The organism is Streptomyces sp. NBC_00986 (genome assembly GCF_045162565.1).
In the GTDB taxonomy this organism is placed as follows: Bacteria; Actinomycetota; Actinomycetes; order Streptomycetales; family Streptomycetaceae; genus Streptomyces.
Genome location: NZ_CP108733.1, coordinates 1,269,523 through 1,290,237, shown reverse-complemented (window position 1 = coordinate 1,290,237; position 20,715 = coordinate 1,269,523). Strand labels below are relative to the sequence as shown.

Annotated in this window: 21 protein-coding genes; 16 read left to right on the top strand and 5 right to left on the bottom strand. The window is 70.2% G+C overall.

Annotated features, from left to right (window positions below; translation table 11 throughout):
- The first annotated feature begins 3 nt into the window (after positions 1 to 3).
- Genes OG504_RS05750 through OG504_RS05740 form a run of 3 tightly spaced genes read left to right on the top strand, consistent with a single transcriptional unit; the run spans position 4 to position 3,153 of the window.
- Positions 4 to 768: a crotonase/enoyl-CoA hydratase family protein gene (locus tag OG504_RS05750; RefSeq protein ID WP_405988719.1), complete on the top strand. Its 765-nt coding sequence runs from the start codon at positions 4 to 6 to the stop codon at positions 766 to 768.
- Positions 769 to 821: 53 nt separating this feature from the next.
- Positions 822 to 1,970, top strand: coding sequence for a CaiB/BaiF CoA transferase family protein (locus OG504_RS05745; protein ID WP_405988718.1), 1,149 nt, complete (start codon positions 822 to 824; stop codon positions 1,968 to 1,970).
- 37 nt (positions 1,971 to 2,007) lie between these two features.
- Positions 2,008 to 3,153, top strand: a complete 1,146-nt coding sequence (locus OG504_RS05740) for a thiolase family protein (protein WP_405988717.1) — start codon at positions 2,008 to 2,010, stop codon at positions 3,151 to 3,153.
- 19 nt (positions 3,154 to 3,172) lie between these two features.
- On the opposite strand, the gene OG504_RS05735 is transcribed toward OG504_RS05740, so the two are convergent.
- Both OG504_RS05735 and OG504_RS05730 read right to left on the bottom strand, forming a co-directional pair.
- Entirely contained in the window at positions 3,173 to 4,414 is a 1,242-nt protein-coding gene (locus OG504_RS05735) for a cytochrome P450 (RefSeq protein ID WP_405988716.1), read from the bottom strand.
- 139 nt (positions 4,415 to 4,553) lie between these two features.
- Positions 4,554 to 5,753 (bottom strand): acyl-CoA dehydrogenase family protein, encoded by a 1,200-nt coding sequence (locus OG504_RS05730; RefSeq protein WP_405988715.1) that lies wholly within the window; start codon positions 5,751 to 5,753, stop codon positions 4,554 to 4,556.
- Between the two features lie 191 nt (positions 5,754 to 5,944).
- Here OG504_RS05730 and OG504_RS05725 point away from each other — a divergent pair, with 191 nt between their 5' ends.
- The 5 genes from OG504_RS05725 to OG504_RS05705 all read left to right on the top strand — a co-directional run bounded on the left by OG504_RS05725 (position 5,945) and on the right by OG504_RS05705 (position 11,676).
- A complete protein-coding gene (locus tag OG504_RS05725; protein ID WP_405988714.1) occupies positions 5,945 to 7,417 on the top strand; it encodes a FadR/GntR family transcriptional regulator in 1,473 nt (490 codons plus the stop codon).
- A gap of 149 nt (positions 7,418 to 7,566) precedes the next feature.
- Positions 7,567 to 8,715: an acyl-CoA dehydrogenase family protein gene (locus tag OG504_RS05720; protein ID WP_405988713.1), complete on the top strand. Its 1,149-nt coding sequence runs from the start codon at positions 7,567 to 7,569 to the stop codon at positions 8,713 to 8,715.
- A 26-nt stretch (positions 8,716 to 8,741) separates the two neighbouring features.
- The gene (locus OG504_RS05715) at positions 8,742 to 9,509 is read left to right on the top strand and encodes an SDR family NAD(P)-dependent oxidoreductase (protein WP_405988712.1); all 768 of its coding nucleotides are present in this window, start codon (positions 8,742 to 8,744) and stop codon (positions 9,507 to 9,509) included.
- Positions 9,506 to 10,696, top strand: coding sequence for an acyl-CoA dehydrogenase family protein (locus OG504_RS05710; protein WP_405988711.1), 1,191 nt, complete (start codon positions 9,506 to 9,508; stop codon positions 10,694 to 10,696). Before OG504_RS05715 ends, OG504_RS05710 begins: the two co-directional genes overlap by 4 nt.
- On the top strand, positions 10,693 to 11,676 hold the full coding sequence (locus tag OG504_RS05705) for an NADPH:quinone oxidoreductase family protein (protein WP_405988710.1): 984 nt from the start codon (positions 10,693 to 10,695) through the stop codon (positions 11,674 to 11,676). The genes OG504_RS05710 and OG504_RS05705 overlap by 4 nt, the downstream gene beginning before the upstream one ends.
- A gap of 21 nt (positions 11,677 to 11,697) precedes the next feature.
- Here the strand turns inward: OG504_RS05705 and OG504_RS05700 are convergent, their stop codons facing one another.
- Positions 11,698 to 12,564: a mycofactocin-coupled SDR family oxidoreductase gene (locus OG504_RS05700; RefSeq protein ID WP_405988709.1), complete on the bottom strand. Its 867-nt coding sequence runs from the start codon at positions 12,562 to 12,564 to the stop codon at positions 11,698 to 11,700.
- Positions 12,565 to 12,741: 177 nt separating this feature from the next.
- Here OG504_RS05700 and OG504_RS05695 point away from each other — a divergent pair, with 177 nt between their 5' ends.
- The 4 genes from OG504_RS05695 to OG504_RS05680 are packed head-to-tail and all read left to right on the top strand — an operon-like array spanning position 12,742 to position 15,127.
- Positions 12,742 to 13,887: an amidohydrolase family protein gene (locus tag OG504_RS05695; protein WP_405988708.1), complete on the top strand. Its 1,146-nt coding sequence runs from the start codon at positions 12,742 to 12,744 to the stop codon at positions 13,885 to 13,887.
- A complete protein-coding gene (locus OG504_RS05690; RefSeq protein ID WP_399191200.1) occupies positions 13,884 to 14,093 on the top strand; it encodes a hypothetical protein in 210 nt (69 codons plus the stop codon). The genes OG504_RS05695 and OG504_RS05690 overlap by 4 nt, the downstream gene beginning before the upstream one ends.
- Positions 14,094 to 14,109: 16 nt before the next feature.
- Positions 14,110 to 14,922, top strand: a complete 813-nt coding sequence (locus OG504_RS05685) for a mycofactocin-coupled SDR family oxidoreductase (RefSeq protein ID WP_405988707.1) — start codon at positions 14,110 to 14,112, stop codon at positions 14,920 to 14,922.
- Between the two features lie 13 nt (positions 14,923 to 14,935).
- Positions 14,936 to 15,127, top strand: a complete 192-nt coding sequence (locus OG504_RS05680; RefSeq protein WP_405988706.1) for a ferredoxin — start codon at positions 14,936 to 14,938, stop codon at positions 15,125 to 15,127.
- A gap of 54 nt (positions 15,128 to 15,181) precedes the next feature.
- On the opposite strand, the gene OG504_RS05675 is transcribed toward OG504_RS05680, so the two are convergent.
- The gene (locus OG504_RS05675; RefSeq protein ID WP_405988705.1) at positions 15,182 to 16,054 is read right to left on the bottom strand and encodes a VOC family protein; all 873 of its coding nucleotides are present in this window, start codon (positions 16,052 to 16,054) and stop codon (positions 15,182 to 15,184) included.
- Between the two features lie 168 nt (positions 16,055 to 16,222).
- On the opposite strand from OG504_RS05675, the gene OG504_RS05670 reads away from it, so the two are divergent.
- The 4 genes from OG504_RS05670 (at position 16,223) to OG504_RS05655 (ending at position 18,875) form a co-directional block, all read left to right on the top strand.
- Positions 16,223 to 17,083, top strand: a complete 861-nt coding sequence (locus OG504_RS05670; protein ID WP_405988704.1) for an alpha/beta fold hydrolase — start codon at positions 16,223 to 16,225, stop codon at positions 17,081 to 17,083.
- Positions 17,084 to 17,119: 36 nt separating this feature from the next.
- Positions 17,120 to 17,776, top strand: coding sequence for a TetR family transcriptional regulator (locus OG504_RS05665; RefSeq protein WP_405988703.1), 657 nt, complete (start codon positions 17,120 to 17,122; stop codon positions 17,774 to 17,776).
- A gap of 146 nt (positions 17,777 to 17,922) precedes the next feature.
- Complete coding sequence (locus tag OG504_RS05660; RefSeq protein ID WP_405988702.1) at positions 17,923 to 18,369, top strand: DM13 domain-containing protein; 447 nt, start codon at positions 17,923 to 17,925, stop codon at positions 18,367 to 18,369.
- Positions 18,366 to 18,875, top strand: a complete 510-nt coding sequence (locus tag OG504_RS05655) for a hypothetical protein (protein ID WP_405988701.1) — start codon at positions 18,366 to 18,368, stop codon at positions 18,873 to 18,875. The genes OG504_RS05660 and OG504_RS05655 overlap by 4 nt, the downstream gene beginning before the upstream one ends.
- A gap of 4 nt (positions 18,876 to 18,879) precedes the next feature.
- On the opposite strand, the gene OG504_RS05650 is transcribed toward OG504_RS05655, so the two are convergent.
- Positions 18,880 to 20,484, bottom strand: a complete 1,605-nt coding sequence (locus OG504_RS05650; RefSeq protein ID WP_405988700.1) for an FAD-dependent oxidoreductase — start codon at positions 20,482 to 20,484, stop codon at positions 18,880 to 18,882.
- Positions 20,485 to 20,715: the final 231 nt, after the last annotated feature.

Below are 20,715 nucleotides of genomic sequence, written 5' to 3'. Positions count from 1 at the left end.
AAGGTGTCGGACGAGGTGCTGGTGGAGCGCCGTGGCGCGGTCCAGGTCATCACGATCAACCGTCCCGCGGTGAGGAACGCGCTCGATGCGGGGGTGGCCGCCGGTGTCGCCGCCGCGGTGGACGAACTGGACGACACGGACGAGCTGCGGGCCGGCGTGCTCACGGGGGCGGGCGGCACGTTCTCGGCGGGGATGGACCTCAAGGCGTGGCTGCGCGGCGAGAGCCCCGCGATCGAGGGCCGCGGGCTGTGCGGGATCACCGTCACCCCGCCGCGCAAACCGCTGGTCGCCGCCGTCGAGGGCTGGGCGCTGGCCGGCGGCTTCGAGCTGCTGCTCGCCTGCGATCTCGTCGTCGCGGCCCGTACGGCGCGGGTCGGGGTACCGGAGGTGAAGCGGTCCCTGGTCGCCCGGGCGGGTGCGGCACTGCACCTGCCGCGCCGCATCCCCTACGCGATCGCGCTGGAGCTGCTGCTGACCGGCGAGCCCATCACCGCCGAACGGGCGGCCGAGGTCGGACTGGTCAACCGGCTCACCGACGAGGGCGGCGCGCTCGACGGCGCACTGGAACTCGCCGGGACCATCGCCGCGAACGCTCCCCTCGCCGTCGCCGCGACCAAGCGGATCGCACAGTCCGCCGCCGACTGGACGCTGGCGCAGGGGTGGACCCGGCAGGCCGAGATCGCGTCGCCGGTGTTCTCGTCCGAGGATGCGCGGGAAGGAGCCGCCGCCTTCGCCGAGAAGCGCCCGCCGGTCTGGAAGGGGCGCTGAGAGCGTCGTAGCAGGATGAGTGACCTCAATGTGGGCTGGCAGGGAGGGCGTTGATGACCACAGGACCACTGTCCGGCTGCCGCGTGGTCGAACTCGGTGGCATCGGACCGGGACCGTTCGCCGGGATGCTGCTCGCCGATCTCGGCGCGGAGGTCGTCCGGGTGGACCGGCCAGAGCGGGCCGACGAACCCGACGCGGGCGGCCCCGCGGACGTACTCAACCGCGGGAAGCGTTCGGTCGTACTCGACCTCAAGCACCCGGCCGGACCCGCCGCGCTCCTCGAACTCGCCGAGCGCGCCGACGTGTTGATCGAGGGCTTCCGGCCCGGCGTGACCGAACGGCTCGGCGTCGGACCGCACACGTGCCTGGCCCGCAACCCCCGCCTGGTCTACGGCCGGATGACCGGCTGGGGCCAGACCGGACCCCTCGCCGCAGCCGCCGGACACGACCTCACCTACATCGCTCTCACCGGCGCACTCGGCGCGATCGGAGACACCGGCGGACCCCCGCAGATACCGCTCAACCTCGTCGGCGACTTCGGGGGCGGCGGCTGCTACCTCGTCATCGGCGTGCTGGCCGCCCTGCACGCCGTAGGACGCACGGGAGTCGGCCAGGTCGTCGACGCGGCGATCGTCGACGGGACCACCCACCTCCTCGCGAGCACCTTCGGCAAACTCGGGCGCGGCGCGTGGACCGACGAGCGCGGCGTCAACCAACTCGACGGCGGCTGGCCGTTCTACGCCGTCTACGGCACGAAGGACGGCCGGCACATGGCGGTTGGCGCACTGGAGGCCAAGTTCTACCGGCGCCTGATCGACCTGCTGAAACTCGACATCGACCCAGCCCTCCAGCACGACCGCTCGACCTGGCCGGAGCTGCGCCGCCGCCTGGCCGAACGCTTCGCGGAACGCACCCGCGACGAATGGGCGGCCCTGTTCGAGGGCACCGACGCCTGCGTCGCACCCGTCCTCGGCCTCACCGAAGCCGCGGAACACCCCCAACTGGCCGCGCGCGGTGGCCTGTTCACCCGCGACGGCGTCGTCCAGCCCGCCGCGGCACCCCGCTTCTCGGCGACACCGTCGAGCCCCGGCCCGGCGGCACCACCTGTGGGCGCCGACACCCGAGCCGTGTTCCGGGACTGGGAGATCGCCGGCGTCGACGCACTCGTCGACAGCGGCGCCGCCGTGCAGTACCCCCACTGAGGCAGTCCAGTTCCCCACTGACCGAGAGGACCCTTCCATGCCAGAGGCCGTCATCGTCGACGCGGTCCGCACGCCCATCGGCAAGCGCAACGGCTCCCTCGCCGCCGTGCACGCGGCGGACCTGTCGGCGCACGTGCTCACCGCACTGGTGGAACGCACCGGCGTCGACCCCGGCACCGTGGACGACGTGATGTGGGGCTGCGTGACCCAGATCGGCGACCAGTCGAGCAACATCGCCCGGTTCGCCGCGCTGGCCGCGGGGTGGCCCGAGCAGGTGCCCGGCGTGACGATCAACCGGGCCTGCGGCTCCAGCCAACAGGCCGTCGACTCCGCCGCCCACGCCGTCATGGCCGGGCAGTACGACCTCGTGGTCGCCGGCGGCGTGGAGACCATGACCAGGGTCCCGCTCGGCTCGCACCGCACCACCGGCCAGCCGTACGGCCCCGCCGTCCTGGCCCGTTATGGCGGGTTCCAGTTCAGCCAGGGTGTCGGCGCCGAACTGATCTCCGAGCGGTGGGGTCTCAGCCGCACCCGGCTCGACGAGTTCGCGTCCGCGTCGCACGCCAAGGCCGCCGCGGCGATCGACTCGGGCGTCTTCGACGACCACATCGTGCCCGTCGAGGTCGACGGCACCAAGTTCACCGTCGACGAGGGCCTGCGGCGCGGCACCTCGGTCGAGACGCTCGCCAAACTCAAGCCGTCGTTCAAGGAGGACGGCGTGATCCACGCCGGGAACGCCTCCCAGATATCCGACGGTGCCGCCGCCCTGCTCATCACAACTCCCGAACGGGCAAGGGAGTTGGGCCTCAGGCCGATCGCCCGCTACCACTCGGGCGCGGTGAGCGGCGCGGACCCGATCATGATGCTGACCGGCCCGATCCCGGCGACCGAGAAAGTGCTGCGCAGGTCTGGCCTGACCATCGGCGACATCGGAGCGTACGAGGTCAACGAGGCTTTCGCACCAGTGCCGTTGGCGTGGCTCGCCGACACCGGAGCCGACCCCGAGCGGCTCAACCCGCTGGGCGGGGCGATCGCGGTCGGCCATCCGCTCGGCGGCTCCGGGGCGATCCTGATGACCCGGCTGCTCGCCCGGATGCGGCAACGGAACCTGCGCTACGGCCTCCAGACGATGTGCGAGGGCGGCGGCACGGCCAACGCCACGATCATCGAACTGCTTCCGTGACGAGTGCCGGCCGGAGGGATCACCAGGCCACCGGCAACTCGTAGATGCCGTAGGCCTGGGAGTCCTCCTTGAACTTCAACTCCGAGACGTCCACGGCGAGTCGGAGCGTCGGGATCCGGCGGAACAACGTGCTGAAGACGACGTGGAGTTCGATGCGGGCCAGCTGCTGTCCCACGCACTGGTGCGGGCCCCAGCCGAACGCGTGGTGGTGGGACGCGGCGCGGGTGAGGTCGAGCGTCTCCGGGTCGGGGAACGCCTGCGGGTCCCAGTTGGCGGCCGGCAGCGACGCGATGACGCCCTCGCCCGCGCGGATGGTCTCCCCGTCGATCTCGATGTCGTCCAGCACGGCCCGGCGGGCCAGCAGGTGCGGGATGGTGAGGTAGCGCAGCAGCTCCTCGACCGTGTTCGTCACGTACTTCGGATCGTTCGAGTGCTCGCGCAGGCCCGCGAGTTGGCCGGGGTTCTCCAGGAGCAGCGCGGTGCCCAGCGTGATCATGTTGGCGCTGGTGTCGTGCCCGGCGACGAGCAGGATGTGCCCCAGGGGCGCGGCCTCCTCCATGGACAGCTCGCCCGCCTTGATCCGCGCCCCGAGGTCGGAGAGGACGTCCTCGCCGGGGTCGTCCATCTTGGCCTCGATGAGTCCGGCGATGTAGCGGCGCACGGTCGCCGTGCTCTCCGCCGCCTTCTCCGGCGTCTTGAAGCGCGCGTTCGTCACGCCCGCGTGCTCCTGGAAGAAGTCGTGGTCCTCGTACGGCACTCCGAGGAGCGCGCAGATCATCAGCGACGGCAGCGGGAGGGACAGCGCCTCGTTCAGCTCGGCCGGGTTGGGACCCGCGAGCATCCTGTCGATGAGGTCGTCGGTGATGCGCTGGATCTCCGGGCGGATCTTCTCCATCCGGTGCCGGGTGAACGAACTCGTCAACATCCGCCGCCAGCGCGTGTGTTCGGCACCGTCGGTGTTGTTGATCGACGGCTGGATATGGGCCGCGTGCGCCTTCATCGCCTCGGTCGTGTGCGGATATCCGGGCGCCCCGATGTTCGCGCTCAGCCGAGGATCGGTCAGCAGCTGCCGCTGGGCCGCGTGGGTCGTGACGACCCACGGGGTCGTGCCGTCCCACGTCCTCGCCCGGACGAGGGCCTTGCCCGTGTCGTGCAGCTCGAGCAGACCCGGCGGCGGCGCGAACGGGCACTGGCCCGATCGGGGCGACGGGTACTCCGGCAGATCCTCGGCGACGTCGGTTCCGGCCACGCTCTCGGTCATGGTTCTGTCGTCCTCTCGTCGTCCCCGCACCTGACGGAACCATACGTCGACCGATCGGTACAATCAATCTCCGGTGACCGTGCGGAAATGAGTGATGCGCATATTGACCGGACGGTCTATTAGTGGGTCGGGTGGCCGGTCAGCGTGGTTCCCGCGGCATCCCGAGCCCTCGCTCGGCGACCTGTGTGCGCAGCACCTCGTTCGCCCCGCCCGCGATCGTGTACGCCCGTGAGTACAGGTGGGCGTCCTGCCACCAGCCGTCCGCCACGGCGTCCTCGTCGCCCTCGACGAGCAGCCCGTCCGTGCCCTGCAGACCCAGGCCGAAGTCGACCAGGTCGTGGTTCAGTTCGCTGAAGAAGATCTTGCCGAGGAGGGCGTCGGCGGGCTGTTCCGTCCCGTGCAGCATCCGTGACTGGGCGAGGCCGGTCAGCGCGGCGTTCACCTGCACCCGCGTGGCCAGTTCGCCGATCGCCTGCCGGGTCGCCGAGTCGTCGAGCGCGGGCCCGCCGTTGACCGTCGTGCGAGCGGCGAGACGCAGCAAGTCGTCCAGTACGGCGACCAGTTCGACCCCGCGGGCGCCCACGCCGGAACGCTCGTGGCCGAGGCTGCTCATCGCCACCCGCCAGCCGTCGTTCACCCGGCCGATCACGTTCGCGGCCGGGATGCGGACGCCGTCCAGGAACACCTCGTTGAAGTCGGTCGTCCCGGTGATCTCCCGCAACGGCCTGATGTCGACGCCCGGGCTGCGCAGGTCGAGGGCGAACGCCGTGATGCCCTTGTGCTTCGGGGCCTCGCGGTCGGTGCGCGCGAGCAGATAGCCCATGTCCGCGTGCTGGCCGTTGGTCGTCCACACCTTCTGGCCGTCCGCGACGAACACCGCGTCGTCACCCTCTCCCTCGAGGACCGCCCGCGTCCGGAGCGCCGCCAGGTCGCTGCCCGCCTCGGGCTCGCTGAACAGCTGGCACCACACGTCCTCGCAGGAGCGGATACGAGGCAGGAAACGCGCCCGCTGGTCGGCGGTGCCGAACTCCAGCAGTGCGGCAGAAGCAAGCGAGGCGGCGCCGATCGGCTGCCAGGTCCGGGCGCGGGCGATCTCCTCGGCGACGACGGACGGTTCCAGGGGATGCGCGTCGGGTCGGCCGCCGTACCCGGCCGGCCAGTCGATCCCGAGGAAGCCTGCCCCGTACAGCTTGGCGGTCCACTCCCGGATCGCCGGCATCAGTTCCGGCTCCGGTGCGCGCACCCCCGCATGGGTTTTGGTGCCCGGAGCGTGCTCCGCGACGAACGCGCGCACCTTCCTCCGGAACGCTTCGAGCTCGGGCGTGGACTCCAGGCGCATCGCTGTCGGCTCCCTGTTCTCGTGCCGTGCCGCGAAATGAGGTTACTCTAACCATGCTGTTCACCCGGTTGCTAGGCTCGTACAGCTGGAAAAGTGGCCTCATCTTGGTTCCAGGTACCCGAACCGCGCGTCTCCGGCGCAGGTGACGAATAGACTGGGGACCCGCAATATCCGCCCCAGAGGAGTTGGCCATGGCGACTGCCGTCGACCGCGAGCCCGCCGACGGCGAGACCGGTGTCCCGGTCGGCAAGCTGGCCGCGCAGACCGCCCGCCGTATCGAGGCGACCGTGATCCGCCAGGGCTGGCCGGTGGGCGAGTCGTTGGGCTCCGAGGTGGACCTGCGGGAGCGGCTCGGGGTGAGCCGGGCGGTGCTGCGCGAGGCGGTACGGCTCGTCGAGCACCACCAGGTGGCCCGGATGCGACGCGGCCCGAACGGTGGCCTGATCGTCTGCGCACCCGACGCCGGACCGGCCACCCGCGCCATGGTGATCTACCTCGAATACGTCGGCACGAGCGTCACGGACCTGCTGCAGGCCCGCCTCCTGCTGGAGCCGATCGCCGCAGGACTCGCCGCCGACCGCATCACCGAGGAGGGCATCGAGACGCTCCGGACCGCACTCGCCGCCGAACTCGACCACTGGGACGACCCCGGCGTCAACTCGCAGGACCCCCTCCACCCCGTGCTCGGCCGGCTGTCCGGGAACCCGGTGCTGCACCTGTTCGTCGATGTGCTCACCCGGCTCACCGCGCGCTACGCGCACACCTCCCGCCGTATCTCCAAGGCCGAGATGCACGCGGCGAAGGACACCTCGCACCGCGCGCACAAAGCCGTCGTCGACGCGGTGATCGCCGACGACGGGGCCCGCGCCCAGACCGAGTTGACTGCGCACCTGGAGTCGGTGGCCGGCTGGATCGAGAAGCACCGGGTGCGACGCGGGCAGCGGATCGCGGGCAACGTGGTCGAGCCCGAACTGGTCGAGGGCCCGCGGGCCAAGCTCGCCGAAGTGGTCGCCGCCCGGATCCACGACGACATCGCCGCGCGCGGCTGGCAGACCGGCATGGTGCTCGGCTCGGAGGCCGATCTGCTCGCCCGCTACTCGATCAGCCGGGCCGTACTGCGGGAAGCCGTACGGCTGTTGGAGTACCACTCGGTCGCCAGGATGCGCCGCGGTCCCGGCGGCGGGCTGATCGTCACCGAGCCCGAGCCGCAGGCCAGCATCGACACCATGGCGCTGTTCCTGGAGTACCAGGGCGTCACCGCCGACGACCTGCGGATCGTCCGCAACGCCATCGAGCTCGGCATCGTCGCCCGGGTCACCGCCCGGGTCGCCGAGGGCGACAAAGAGGTGACCGAACGGCTCGGCAAGGCCGTTCGCTGGAGCACGGAGGGCCCCGCCGACGACCCGCGCAAGGCCGACCTCTTCCACACCGAACTGGCCGCGCTCTCCGGCAACCCGGTGCTCGCGCTGTTCCTGTCGATCATCACCGAGCTGTTCCGCCGCCATGCCTCCGGCCACGACCGGCCGCTGCCCGGCGACAGGGCTGCGGACGAAGTCCAGCACGTCCACCAGCGGATCCTCGACGCCATCGTCGAGGGCGACGCCGGGGTGGCCCGGCACCGGATGCGCCGTCACTTGGACGCGCTGATCCCCTGGTGGCACTGAGTCCGGCACTGATTCCCTGACATTCGACCGGCAACGCCCCATGCGGCCCTCGGGCTCATGGGGCGTTCCGCTGCACCGGTCTGTCGTATCGGTCTGTGTCCGGCGAGGCTAATTAGGTATACTGAATTGGTCGAGCCGAAGGAGATCCGATGCGCCGGACCCTGTTCGAAGAGACCCACGAGGACTTTCGTCTGCTGGTCCGTGACTTCCTCGCCCGCGAGGTCGTCCCGTCGTACGAGGACTGGCGGCGCGCCGGGCTCGTCCCCCGCGACCTGTTCACCGCACTGGGCAAGCTCGGCATCATCGGCACGGCCGTCCCGGAGGAGTACGGCGGGGGCGGCCAGGACGACTACCGCTACAACGCGGTGATCCAGGAGGAGTGCGCCCGCGCCTGCGTCACGCTCGGCGGCCTCCGTACCCATCTGGACATCGTCGTCCCGTACTTCACGGGCCTGGCCAATGCGGAGCAACGGGCGCGCTGGCTCCCGGGGTTGGCCTCCGGCGAGCTGTACACCGCGATCGCGATGAGCGAGCCCGCCACCGGCTCCGACCTCGCCGGCATCGCCACCCGGGCGATCCGCGACGGCGACCACTTCGTACTCAACGGCGCCAAGACCTTCATCACCGGCGGCCACCACGCCGACCTCGTCATCGTGGTCGCCCGCACCGCCGTCGACCCCGACAATCGGCGGGCCGGACTGTCCCTGCTCGTGGTCGAGAAGGGCATGCCCGGCTTCACGGTCGGGCGCAGGCTGGAGAAGATCGGCCTGCCCGTCCAGGACACCGTGGAACTCTCCTTCGCCGACGTCCGCGTGCCCGCCGCCAACCTCCTCGGCGAGGAAGGCGCGGCCTTCACCCTCCTCGGCCGCAACCTCGCCCAGGAACGCCTCGCCATCGCGGTCGGCGCGGTCGCCCAGGCCCGTACCGCGATCGACCTGACCGTGGCCTACGTCCGCGACCGGACCGTGTTCGGGAGACCGCTGGCCCAGTTCCAGAACACGAAGTTCGAACTCGCCGCCCTGGATGCCGGGTTGACGGCTGCCCAAGCTCTCCTCGACGCTGCGGTCACCGCGCTCGTCGCGGGCGAACTGGACCCGGTGGACGCGGCCCGGACCAAGCTGGTGTGCACCGAGACACAGGGTCGCGTGGTCGACCGTTGTCTCCAACTGCACGGCGGCTACGGCTACATCCTCGAGTCCCCGATCGCCCGCCTGTACGCGGACGCCCGCGTGACCCGCATCTACGGCGGCACCAGCGAGGTCATGAAGCTCATCATCAGCAAGTCCCTCGGCCTCTAGACCGTGCAGACCATGAGGAGTTGGGTGTGAACATCGATGGTTCAGCGGCACTCGTCACCGGCGGTGCCTCCGGGCTCGGCCTGGCCACCGCGCGGCGCGTCATCGAACGTGGCGGACGCGTCGTCCTCGCCGACATCTCCGAGGAACAGGGCGTCAAGGCGGTCGCCGACCTCGGCGAGGCCGCACGCTTCGTCCGCACCGACGTCACCGACGCGACCGAGGTCACCGCCGCTCTCGATGCCGCACAGCAACTCGGCACCCTGCGCTGCGTCGTGCACTGCGCCGGACGCGGCGGCGACCGTACCCGGATCATCGACCGGGACCGCAATCCCGGCGAACTCGACACCTTCGCCGAGGTCGTACGCGTCAACCTGATCGGCAGCTACAACGTGCTGCGCCTCGCGGCCGCCCGTCTCGCCGGCAACGACGTCGTCGACGGCGACCGGGGTGCCGTAGTGCTCACCGCCTCGGTAGCCGCGTTCGACGGCCAGATCGGGCAGACCTCCTACACCGCCGCCAAGGCCGGGGTCCACGGCATCACCCTCGTCGCCGCCCGCGACCTGGCCAGCTGGCAGATCCGGGTGAACACCATCGCCCCCGGCATCATGGACACCCCGATGCTCGGCCGCCTCCGCGCCGACATCCGCGACGGCCTCGCCGCCTCCGTACCGCACCCCAAAAGACTCGGCGACCCGGACGACTTCGCGCGCCTCGCCGTCGAGCTGCTGGAGAACCCGTACCTCAACGGCCAGACCGTCCGCCTCGACGGCGCCATCCGAATGGCCCCGCGATGACGGTGGAGGACACCGACGAGACCGACGAGCAGTTCCGCGCCCGCCTCCGGGCCTTCCTGACGGAGCAGCACCCCGGGCGCCGCCCCAAGGACCCCGTCGAGCGGATCGCCTGGCAGAAGAAGTGGCTGGCCACGCTGTACGACTCCGGTTACGCGGGCCCGAGTTGGCCGCGTGCGTACGGCGGCATGGACCTGTCCTTCGCCCGCCAGGTCAGCTACCAGGAGGAGTACGCGCGTGCCCGCGTCCCCGGACCCCTGGGCACCGGACTGGGCATCGCCGCCCCCACCCTCATCAAGTACGGCACGCCCGAGCAGAAGGAGCACCATCTGCGCCCCATGCTGCGCGGCGACATGGTGTGGGCCCAGGGCTACTCCGAGCCGGAGGCGGGATCGGACCTCCCCGCGCTGCGCACGACGGCACGACGCGAAGGCGCGGAGTATGTCGTCAACGGGCAGAAGGTGTGGAACAGTTCGGCCGACATCGCCGACATCGTCTTCACCCTCGTCCGCACCGGACCGCCCGACTCCCGCCAGGACGGCATCAGTTACCTCCTGATCGACGCCCACGCCCCGGGCGTGACCGTACGGCCGTTGCGGGACCTGACCGGCGACGCCCACTTCTGCGAGATCTTCCTCGACGACGTCCGCGTGCCGGTCGCCAACCGGATCGGCGAGGAGAACGGCGGCTGGCCGCTGGTGCGGACGAGCCTCGGGCATGAGCGCGCGGCCGGGGCGATGAACCAAGCGGCCCTGTACCGGCGGGTGTTGGACGAGCTGATCGAACTCGCCCGTGAACGCGGGGCCACGGCCGACCCGATCGTCCGCGACCGGCTCGCGGACTTCGAGATCCGGGTGCGCGTCATGCGGCTCACCGGCATGCGCACCATCGCCGACATCATGGCCAAGGGCGAACCAGGGCCTGCCTCTTCGACGGCACGCCTGTTCATCGTGACGTTCGAGCAGGAGCTGCACGAGTTCGCGCTCGACCTGCTCGGACCGTACGGCATCCTCGACCGACGCGACCCGCATGCGGTCCAACGTGGGCGCTGGGTATGGGGGTTCCTGCGCACCCGCGCTTCGTCGATCGGCGCGGGCACCGCCGAGATCCAGCGCAACACGATCGCCGAGCAGGTGCTGGGACTGCCTCGGGACCCGGCGATGCCGACGACCATGGAAAGGGCGCGATGAGAGCCGCACGCTGCACGGAGTACGGGCCGCCCGGCGGTCTCTCGGTCGTCGAACTCGACGAACTCCGGCCCGGCCCGGGCGAGGTACTGGTCCGGGTGCACGCGGCCGCGGTCAACTTCCCGGACGTGCTGATCGTGGCGAACAACTACCAGGTGCCCGCGCCGCTGCCGTTCACCCCGGGTAGCGAATTCGCCGGTGTGGTGGCCGAGTTGGGGCCAGGTGTCGCCGGCCCGCCCGTCGGCTCACCGGTGGCCGGTGCGGTGCTCACCGGTGCGTTCGCCGAGCAGGTCGTGGTGCCCGTCGCGAGTCTGCGCCAGGTTCCCGAGGGGCTCGACATGGTGCACGCCGCCGCGTTCCACGTCACGTACGCCACGGCCTACCACTCCCTCGTCACGGTCGGACAGGGCAGCGCGGGGGAGTGGGTGGCGGTGCTCGGCGCGGCGGGCGGGGTCGGCTCGGCCGCGGTCGACATCGCGACCCGGCTCGGTCTGCGGGTGGTCGCCGCCGCGTCCAGTGAGGAGCGGCTGGCCGTCGCCCGCAAGCTCGGGGCCGAGGCCGGCGTCGACTACGTCCACGAGGATCTCAAGCTCCGCACAAGGGAGTTGACCGGCGGCGAGGGCGTCCACCTCGTGATCGACCCGGTCGGCGGGGACCACGCGGAGGCCGCCCTGCGGGCGTTGCGCCGGGGCGGCCGCTTCGTCACGGTCGGGTACGCCGACGGGAAGATCCCGCGCATCCCGCTGAACCTGGTGTTGCTCAAGGACCTGGTCGTCCGGGGCTTCGAGATCCGTACGGTCCGTCAGTACGCCCCGGACGCGGTGGCGGCCGCCGACCGCGCCCTCGCCGGCATGGTCCGGGACGGGATGCGCCCGCTCGTCTCCCGCGTCCATGATCTCGCCGACGTCGCGACCGCCCTGACCGACGTCGCCGAACGCAGGACCACCGGCAAGGTGGCCCTGGACATGACCGGCGGAACATGACCGGCGGGGAGTGAACGCCCCTCAGAACGTGGGGAGTTGGGGGCGCTTGCGGACGTAGCCGCCGGCGTCGACCCGCATCTGCATGCCGGTGACGTAGCGGGACTCGTCGGAGACGAGGAAGAGCACGGTGTCGGAGACGTCCTCGGGCTCGACGTAGGGGATGTCCATGCCGGTCGTCGCCGGGAACGAGAGCAGCGCGTCCTCGCGGGTCGGGTTGTCGAGGTCGGGCCGGAACGAGCGGTACATGATGTCGCTGTTGAGCATGTCCGTGTTGACGTTGGTGGGGTGCAGCGCGTTGACCCGGATCCGCCGGGACAGCAGCACCGTCGCCAAGTCGTGGACGAACGCGGCCACTTGGCGCTTGGCGAAGGAGTAGCCGAGACCGCCGGGGCCGTTGGACGGGTTGTCGACGGTCGCCGGGGTCAGCGCCGCGATGGAGCCGGTCGCCACGATCGAGGCGCCGTCGGGCAGATGGGGCAGGGCGGCCTCGACAGCGTGCACGACACCGTTGAAGTCGACGGTGACGGCGTCGATGAAGGCCTGGATTCCCTGCCGGGGACCCAGTGGGGCGATGCCGGCCTGGGCGACGACGGCGTCGAGTCGCCCCAACTCGGCCACCCCGTCGGCCACGGCCGCCTTCAGCGCCGCCGGATCGCGTACGTCCGCCTTGCGCGCCACGATGCGCCGGCCGAGCTTCTCGACCTGGCGCACGGTCTCGTCCAGGTCGTCCCGAGTGGCCAGCGGATACGCGTTGGTGGCGATGTCCTCGCACAGGTCGACGGCGATGATGTCGGCGCCCTCGGCGGCCAGCCGGAGCGCGTGGGCGCGGCCCTGTCCACGCGCGGCGCCGGTGATGAAGACGACCTTGTCCTGTACTCGGCCCATCATGGGACTCCTTCCGCCGGAGATAAAAGAGTAGCCTGAATTCTGCTGGATGAGGCTGCTCGTGATCCATGTTCGGGGTCAAGTGGGGCAGCCGGTAGCCGGTTTCCGTTCAGTGGGACGCGAACAGTGCACACAATTCGGCCGGTGCTAGAGAGTCCGTGAGATCGAGGGAGCACATCGATGCCATTGCAGCCATGGATGAAGTTGCTGTCGACCGACGACCACCTGATCGAGCCGCCGCGCCTGTGGGCCGACCGGCTGCCGGCGAAGTACCGGGACGCCGGACCGCGGATCGTGGAGCAGGCGCGCGGAGAGGGCCGGGCCCCGGCCGAGGTGTGGAACTACGAGGGCCGCATCTACCCGTACATCGGCCTGAACGCCGTCGCGGGCAAGACGCCCGAGGAGTTCGGCCTCGAACCGACCCGCTACGACGAGATGATCCCGGGCTGCTACGACCCGAAGGCCCGACTGCGCGACATGGATCTGGACGGCGTGTGGGGCGCGTTGTGCTTCCCGTCGTTCCCGCGCTTCGCCGGCACGATCTTTCTGGACGGCCAGGACCGCGAGCTCGCCCTGCTCTGCGTCCAGGCATGGAACGACTTCGTGCTCGACGAGTGGTGCGCCACCGCCCCCGGCCGGCTCATCCCGCTGGTCATCCTGCCGCTGTGGGACGTCGACGCCTGCGCGGCCGAGATCCGGCGTACGGCGGCCAAGGGCGCCAAGGCGATCTCGTTCCCGGAGAACCCGGTCCCGCTGGGCCTGCCGTCGTTCCACACCGACCACTGGGACCCGGTGTTCACGGCGGCCGTGGAGACCGACATGCCGCTGTGTCTGCACTTCGGCACCTCGGGTGCGGCCCCCAAGACGGCCCCGGAGGCGCCCTTCGCGGTGACGATCACCCTGTTCGCCACCAACTCGATGTACGCGGCTGCCGACCTGCTGTTCTCCCCGGTGCTCCACAAACACCCGCGGCTGAAGATCGGCCTGTCCGAGGGTGGGATCGGCTGGATTCCGTATCTGCTGGAGCGCGCCGACGGCACCTGGGAGCGGCACCGCTTCTACCAGAACGTCAACCAGACCGTGCGGCCCTCGGAGCTGTTCCACAAGCACTTCCACGGTTGCTTCATCGACGACCGGTTCGGCGTGGAAGTGCGCCACCACATCGGCGTCGACAAGATCACCTGGGAGTGCGACTACCCGCACTCCGACTCCTACTGGCCCAAGAGCCGTGCCTACGCGGCCGAGGTCCTCGCCGACGTACCGGACGACGAGGTGCACAAGATCGTGGAGTTGAACACCCGCCGCCTCTACAACCTCCCCGCATGAGCAGGCGGCCGGAGTCAGAGCGCTCCGACTGGACCGACCTCGACCTGTTGACCCGCGACGAGGCGTACGGCCGCCTCCAGGAGGAGATCGCGCTCACCGCCCGCCGGCTGGCCGAACTCGGCGCCGGCGACGAGGCCGAGCGCGAACTTCTCGCCACGCGGCTGCGCGCCCTGCGCGAGGCCGCCGAGGACCTGAATGTCCGCTGAGCGAAAGGGAGTTGGCGTGGGGCGAGTCGAAGGAAAGGTCGCGCTCGTAACTGGGGCGGCCCGTGGTCAGGGTCGTTCCCACGCCGTGCGGTTGGCGGAGGAGGGCGCCGATGTCGTCGTCACCGACGTGTGCCACGACATCAGCGATGAGCTGCCGTATCCACTGGCGTCGAAGGAACAGCTCGAAGAGACCACCGAGTTGGTGCGGGCGACCGGCCGCCGGTGCGTCGCCGTCCAGGCCGACGTCCGGTCGGTGACCGAGATGCGGGCCGCCGTCGACGCGGCGCGGGAGGAGTTCGGGCGGCTCGACACGGTCGTGGCCAACGCCGGCGTGATGAGCATCGGCGCCGCCTGGGAACTGTCCGAGGAGGCCTGGGACGTCGTCATGGACGTCAACCTCAAGGGCCCCTGGAACACGGTGCGCGCCGCGATCCCCTGGATGATCGAGGCGGGGCAGGGCGGTTCCGTCATCATCACCAGTTCGGCCGCCGGCATCCGCGGCCATGTGCCGTACGCCCACTACGTGGCCAGCAAGCACGGTGTCGTGGGCCTGATGAAGGCGCTCTCCAACGAACTCGCCCCGCACCGCGTCCGGGTGAACACCGTGCACCCCACCGCCGTCAGCGACACGGGCATCACCGTCGGTGTCCCGATCGAGGAACTCGCCGCGCGGGAACCGCTGTTCGCGCTGGCCGCGATGAACCCCCTTGCCCCGTACGTCGAACCACGGGACGTGTCCAACGCCGTGCTGTTCCTGGCCTCGGACGAGGCACGGTACGTCACGGGTCTCCAGTTCACCGTCGACGCAGGCTCGACGAACAAGCCGTAGAGCGGAGTTGTGCATGAAGATCACGATCGACTCGTCGCTGTGCTCCGGGCACGCGCGGTGTGCGGCGGCGGCGCCGGAGGTGTTCCGGCTCGACGACGACGGCTACGCGCTGCCCTTCGACGGCGAGGTGCCCCCGGAACTCGAACAGGCCGCCAGGGACGGGGAGTTGGCCTGCCCGGAGCGGGCCGTCACCGTCGAGCGCTGACACGGGACAGCCCCACGGCCGTGGACCGTGGGGCTGTTCTCGCACCTGCTCGGGTCAGCCGGCGGGCTGCGGCGGCGGGGTGAAGTGGTGGCCCCAGAACGCGCCGTCGGTGATCTCGTAGACGGGCACCGGCTCCGGCACCTGCAGACCGTTCCAGCCGAACTCGACGGCGTAGTTCTCCGGCGACCACACATAGAACGACACCATGTGGTCGTTGGTGTGCTTGCCGAGCGAGTGCATCATCGGGACCTCGAGCTTCGCGGCCCGGTCCAGGGCGCGGCCCACGTCGTCCAGCGTCTTCCCCTCGACCATGAAGTGCAGCAGCCGCCCGGGGCCCGGCGCCGGAGTGACGCCCAGGGTGTGGTGGCGGGGATTGCAGCCCATGAACCACGTCGTGCCGCCCGGTGAGCGCATCGTGTTGCGCTCGATGAAGCCGAGGGTGTTGACGTAGAAGTCGAAGGTGCCCCGCGCGTCCTCGGCGGAGACGATCGCGTGCCCGAAGCCCATGTCGCCGGTCAGGAAGCCCGAGACCAGCGGTGTGTGCACCGGGACGTGGTCGAGGATCGCGCCGTAGAACAGCTCGACCGGGTTGCCGCCCGGGTCGTTGAACTTGACGAAACCGGTGACCCTGCGTTCCGCGGCCTCGTCCTCGGTGCCGGCGGTCACCTTGATGCCGGTCTTCTCGACGTCGGCGACGAGCCGCGCCAACTCCCGCTCGTCGATGACCTCGAAGCCCAGGGCTGTCATCCCGCTCTGTGAACCGGGGGAGACCACGATGCGGGCCGGACGGTCGTCCATCCTGAAGTACAGAGACTCCGGGTCGCCGCCCTCAACCGGCATGAGGCCGAGGAAATCCGCCCCGAACACCTTCCATTTCCCGATGTCGTTGGACTCCAGCCGTACATACCCGAGTGAGCGCACACCCATCAGGCTCTCCCATCACCGTCGTCAACTCCTGGCAGCCCGACGCTAATCAGCGCGGCAGACCAGGGGTCGTGCACGTCCCACTGATCGGGAGGAGTCGGGCGCCCGGCCGGGGCGCGGTGGCACGGTGACTGTCGCCCGTCACCCCGCGACCGGAGGCCACGCACCGTCATGACACTCACCGCTGAGGACACGCTGCGCGAACTGCGCACCGCCGAGGGCACGTTGCGCTACCACGAGGCGGGCGACGGGCCGCCCCTGCTCCTGTTGCACGGCTCCGGTCCCGGCGTGACGGGCTGGCGCAACTACCGGGGAAACCTCCCGGTGTTCGCCGAGCACTTCCGCTGTCTCGCCCTGGAATTCCCCGGGTTCGGGGTGAGCGATCCCATCGACGAGAACCCCATGATGGCGGCCCCCAAGGCGGTCCTGCGCTTCCTCGACGGCCTCGGCCTCGATCGCGTCGACGTCATCGGGAACTCCATGGGCGGCTTCGTCGCCGCCGGACTCGCCGTCGCCCACAAGGACTTGTTCCGCAGGGTCGTCACCATCGGCGGCGTGGGCCGCAACATCCTCTCGCCCGGCCCCAGCGAAGGCCTCAACCTGCTCGTCGAGTTCGCCGAGAACCCGACCCGCGAGAACCTTGTCCAGTGGCTCCGGTCGATGGTCCACGACCCGGCCCTCCTCACCGAGGAACTCATCGAGGAACGCTGGCAGACCGCCACCGTCCCCGCGACGCTGGAGGCCTCCCGCCGGATCTACGGCCGGCAGGCCATGGCCGCCATGCAGGCCGCGCAGGCCCACTCCGACCAGCCCCTCTGGGCCGCCCTCCACAAGATCACCGCGCCGACCCTGCTGACGTGGGGCCGCGACGACCGGGTCACACCGCTGGAGAGCGCCCTGATCCCGATGCGTACGATTCCGAAAGCGGAACTGCATGTGCTGCCCGACTGCGGCCACTGGGCCATGATCGAGCAGAAGGCGGCCTGGGAGAGCGCGGTCCTGGCCTTCCTGACCCGCCCCGAGGCATCCTGAGCGTCGGCGGGAGCACCGGACGACATGGGGGACGACGTGGCGAGACCCGCTGAGGGACGGCAGCCCGCGGCCCCGATGTCGAGCAGCCAGCTCGCCCGCCGGGTCCGCATCCTCCGTGCCGCCTCCGAACTCGGCGCCCGTGAGGGGCTGGCCAGCGTACAGATGCACGACGTGGCCAAGGAGGCCGGCGTCGCCATCGCCACCCTGTACCGCTACTTCCCGTCGAAGCCGTACCTGTTCATGGCCGTCCTGGAGTGGCACATCGAGCAGTACCTCGGCGGGCACGAAAACAGCCACGAGGACGACCACAAGGGCGACCACGAGGACGGTCGGGAGAACCTCGCTCCCGCCGACGAGGGCACGGACGCCGCCGCCGAGGTCGCCGAGCTGCTCATCACCCTCAGCGTGAAGCTCCTGGACAGCCCCCTGCTCGCCTCGGCGGTGGCGCTGTCCTCGTTCACCGAGTACGCGACCGCCGTCCCGGCCCGCATCGACATCGTCGACAGCGCCCTGGGACAGGCCATCCTGCGCCTCCTCGGAGTCCGCGAGGCCTCGGAGACCGACCGCATCAGGGCCCGGCTGCTCATCTACGGCTGGTGGGGCCTGTTCGTGGCCATGCTCACCGAGGAGATCTCCACCGAGGAGGCGGAGACCAACATGCGGCTGGCCGCCCGGCTGCTCCTCACGCCGTAGTCGCCCCGGCTGCAAATGTGATGCATTTCTTACGTCCCCCCGGCAACCGGGGTTCCTCTCCCATTCCGTAGGTAGGTTGTTCACGTCGGCGGCGGCCCGTTCCTATTGCCGCCGATTCCAGCGGAATCAAGAAGAGGAAAATTGGCATGCGGAAAATCGGTCTGGCCGGCGTTGCTCTCGTTGCGATTTCCTTCACGCTCACGGCGTGCGGCGGGTCCGACAGCGGCGACTCCTCCACGAAGGCGAAGGCGGCCGCCTCGATGTCGGCCTCGCAGCCGATGAAGCAGGCGGCCGACAAGCAGGGGATGTTCGCGGGGCTCAACGGCAAGAAGGTGACCGGCGCCGCCAAGGTGAGCGGTTCGGGCGTCACGCTGTCCGGCTTCGCCTCCGACGAGGGCCCGGACCTGCACGTCTACCTCACGAACGGCACGGATGAGGCCGCCGTGTCGGCGGGCAAGCAGCTGGGGGCCGTCAAGTACGACGAGAAGTCCCAGATGTTCGCGCTCAACGGCGTCGACGCGTCCATGTACAGCACCGTGGTCATCCACTGCGACAAGGCGAAGGCGGTATTCGGCGCCGCGAAACTGTCATGAGGACCTCCCCGTCGCGCCTGACTCTGATCACGGCGGCCCTCGCCGGCGCGATCAGAGTCACCCTCGGTGTCCTGTGGCTCCATGAGGGGACGTTGAAATACCGGGCGCACTTCGGTGCGGCGGACATCCTGCTGGTGGCGAACAGCGCGAAGTCGAACAGCAGGGTCCCGGGATTCTTCAAGAGTTTCTCGGATTTCGCTCTCGCGGGATGGCCGCATTTCTTCGGTTTCGCGATGCCTCTTCTGGAGACATCGCTGGGTGTCGTCCTCGTTCTGGGAGTTTTCTCCCTGCCCGCGTCTCTGGCGTCCGCATTCACCTTGCTGACGTACTGGAGTGCGGATCAGCTCATCACGGAGTATCCGGTCATGGCCGCCCTCTCGACGGTCGTCGTGGCCTGGCCGCTTCTGGCCTCCCGCTTTTCCGTGACAACACTCGCGGAAAAGGCCGTGAGCCGAAAACGTCCGGACGTGGTGGTGTTCCGGGAGCCGTTCCGCCGCTGGCTCTGACGCGTCAGCCTGTCGCGCTCGCGATGTCCAGCACCGCCAGATACGAGAAGGCGACACTCGAACCGATCGGCGTCCCCGCACCCGGGTACACGCGTCCCGACATCGCGGCCGCCGTGTTCCCGGACGCGTACAGGCCGTCGATCGGGGTGCCGTCCGGGCGCAGCACGCGCGCGTGCTCGTCGATCCGCAGGCCGCCCTTGGTCCCGATGTCGGACGGGAGGATCGTCGCGACGTAGTACGGCGGTGTGTCGAGCGGCAGCAGCAGCGGGTTGGGCCAGTCCGGGGTGGGCGGTGCCGGGTGGTTCAGTTCGGGGAGGGCGGGGAAGCCCAGCACATGGTGGGCGATCCGGTCCCAGGGTGTCTCGCCGCGGTGGAACCTCTCGTCGACTCCGGTCTGCGCGTAGCCGTTGAACTCCTCGACGGTCGCGCGCAGCGCATCGAGCGGTACGTCGATCAGCTTCGCCAACTCCTCAAGGGAATCAGCCCTCTTGAGCGCCCCGGACGCGAACCACTCGGGGCGGACCGGCTGGTCGTAGGGGCCGCCGAAGCTGTCCCGGTCGAGCTGGCGCTGGTCGATGATCCAGTGGGCGGGGATGTGCGAGACGCCCGTGGTCGCGTGGAGGTGGACGATCTCGCGGCCGGCCTGGTCGTAGGGGCGGGTCTCGTTGACGAAGCGTTCGCCCGCCGCGTTGACCCAGATCCCGCCCCGGGTGCCGGTGTGGAAGAGCGGCAGGCCGTCCGGCCACACCAGTCCCGGCACGTACCAGGCCGCGTCGAGCAGATCGGTGTCGGCGCCGATCGCCATCCCGGCCCGGAGCGCGTCGCCCGTGTTGCCGGGAGCGCCGTGGGTCCACTCGGTCGCGTGCTCCGGAACCGGCTGGTACTTCGCGCGCAGCTCCTGATCGCGCTCGAAGCCGCCGGCGGCGAGGATCACCCCGCCCGTGGCGCGGAACGTGATCCGTTCGCCGTCACTCACCGCCTCCACGCCGACGACCCTGCCGTCCTCCACGACGAGGCTCTCGAACGCGGTGCCGAGGCGCAGCGAGCCGTGGCCCGTCTCCAGGAAGGCCGCGAGCGTACGGCCGATCAGCGCGCGGCCACCGCTCAGGACAGGGCCCTCGTCCCGGCCCCACCGCTCGGCGGGGAGGCAGGTGCGCACCAGTGAGGCATGCTCACCGAGTTCGGCGACGGTGACCTGCGGCGGGAAGATGGTGTGCCCTGTGAGGGAGGCGCCGGCGACCGCCGGATAGTAGTCCGGCACCGGCCCGTACTCGAACGACCGGAACCACGGGTTCTGTTCCAGCTCGTCGATCACCTGGGCACCGGCCCGCAGGTAGGCGTCCTGAAGCCGCTCCCGGGAGTCGTCGTCGACGACGGCGCGGAGATACGTCCTGGCGTCCTCGATGCTCTCGTCCAGACCGGCTCGCCTGATCGGCGCCGAGCCGGGGTACCAGAGACCGGCACCGGAGTAGGCGGTCGTGCCGCCCACCCGGTCGGTCTTCTCGACGACCAGCGTGCGCAGGCCGCGCGACGCCGCGGCGTAGGCACCGACCAGACCTCCGCCCGACCCGACGACGATCACGTCGTAGACATCCTCGTTGTTGGCCAAGACGACCTCCTCAGGTGCGCTGACGTTTCTCGACGGCCGAGTGCGGCTCGACGTCACGACCTCTCGCGATGTGCCGGCGACGGTATCGAGCCACTTCGACGGCTCCGGCTGGTCATCTCGCTGAGCGAGACCCGTTGTCCACCCCTGGATCAAGTCCCGGTGAGCGGAACGCGCGTGACCGTGACCGGGCACGGATGCCCAGGCTGGAGACCATCACGAGGTGAGGATGCG

What these genes read in the sequence shown, in the direction of transcription:
- OG504_RS05720 (WP_405988713.1), top strand. Translation starts at nt 7,567, where the DNA reads ATGCGCCGGACCCTGTTCGAAGAGACCCACGAGGACTTTCGTCTGCTG.
- OG504_RS05670 (WP_405988704.1), top strand. Translation starts at nt 16,223, where the DNA reads ATGACACTCACCGCTGAGGACACGCTGCGCGAACTGCGCACCGCCGAG.
- OG504_RS05700 (WP_405988709.1), bottom strand. Translation starts at nt 12,564, where the DNA reads ATGATGGGCCGAGTACAGGACAAGGTCGTCTTCATCACCGGCGCCGCG.
- OG504_RS05675 (WP_405988705.1), bottom strand. Translation starts at nt 16,054, where the DNA reads ATGGGTGTGCGCTCACTCGGGTATGTACGGCTGGAGTCCAACGACATC.
- OG504_RS05710 (WP_405988711.1), top strand. Translation starts at nt 9,506, where the DNA reads ATGACGGTGGAGGACACCGACGAGACCGACGAGCAGTTCCGCGCCCGC.
- OG504_RS05690 (WP_399191200.1), top strand. Translation starts at nt 13,884, where the DNA reads ATGAGCAGGCGGCCGGAGTCAGAGCGCTCCGACTGGACCGACCTCGAC.
- OG504_RS05735 (WP_405988716.1), bottom strand. Translation starts at nt 4,414, where the DNA reads ATGACCGAGAGCGTGGCCGGAACCGACGTCGCCGAGGATCTGCCGGAG.
- OG504_RS05680 (WP_405988706.1), top strand. Translation starts at nt 14,936, where the DNA reads ATGAAGATCACGATCGACTCGTCGCTGTGCTCCGGGCACGCGCGGTGT.
- OG504_RS05660 (WP_405988702.1), top strand. Translation starts at nt 17,923, where the DNA reads ATGCGGAAAATCGGTCTGGCCGGCGTTGCTCTCGTTGCGATTTCCTTC.
- OG504_RS05705 (WP_405988710.1), top strand. Translation starts at nt 10,693, where the DNA reads ATGAGAGCCGCACGCTGCACGGAGTACGGGCCGCCCGGCGGTCTCTCG.
- OG504_RS05745 (WP_405988718.1), top strand. Translation starts at nt 822, where the DNA reads ATGACCACAGGACCACTGTCCGGCTGCCGCGTGGTCGAACTCGGTGGC.
- OG504_RS05740 (WP_405988717.1), top strand. Translation starts at nt 2,008, where the DNA reads ATGCCAGAGGCCGTCATCGTCGACGCGGTCCGCACGCCCATCGGCAAG.
- OG504_RS05725 (WP_405988714.1), top strand. Translation starts at nt 5,945, where the DNA reads ATGGCGACTGCCGTCGACCGCGAGCCCGCCGACGGCGAGACCGGTGTC.
- OG504_RS05730 (WP_405988715.1), bottom strand. Translation starts at nt 5,753, where the DNA reads ATGCGCCTGGAGTCCACGCCCGAGCTCGAAGCGTTCCGGAGGAAGGTG.
- OG504_RS05695 (WP_405988708.1), top strand. Translation starts at nt 12,742, where the DNA reads ATGCCATTGCAGCCATGGATGAAGTTGCTGTCGACCGACGACCACCTG.
- OG504_RS05655 (WP_405988701.1), top strand. Translation starts at nt 18,366, where the DNA reads ATGAGGACCTCCCCGTCGCGCCTGACTCTGATCACGGCGGCCCTCGCC.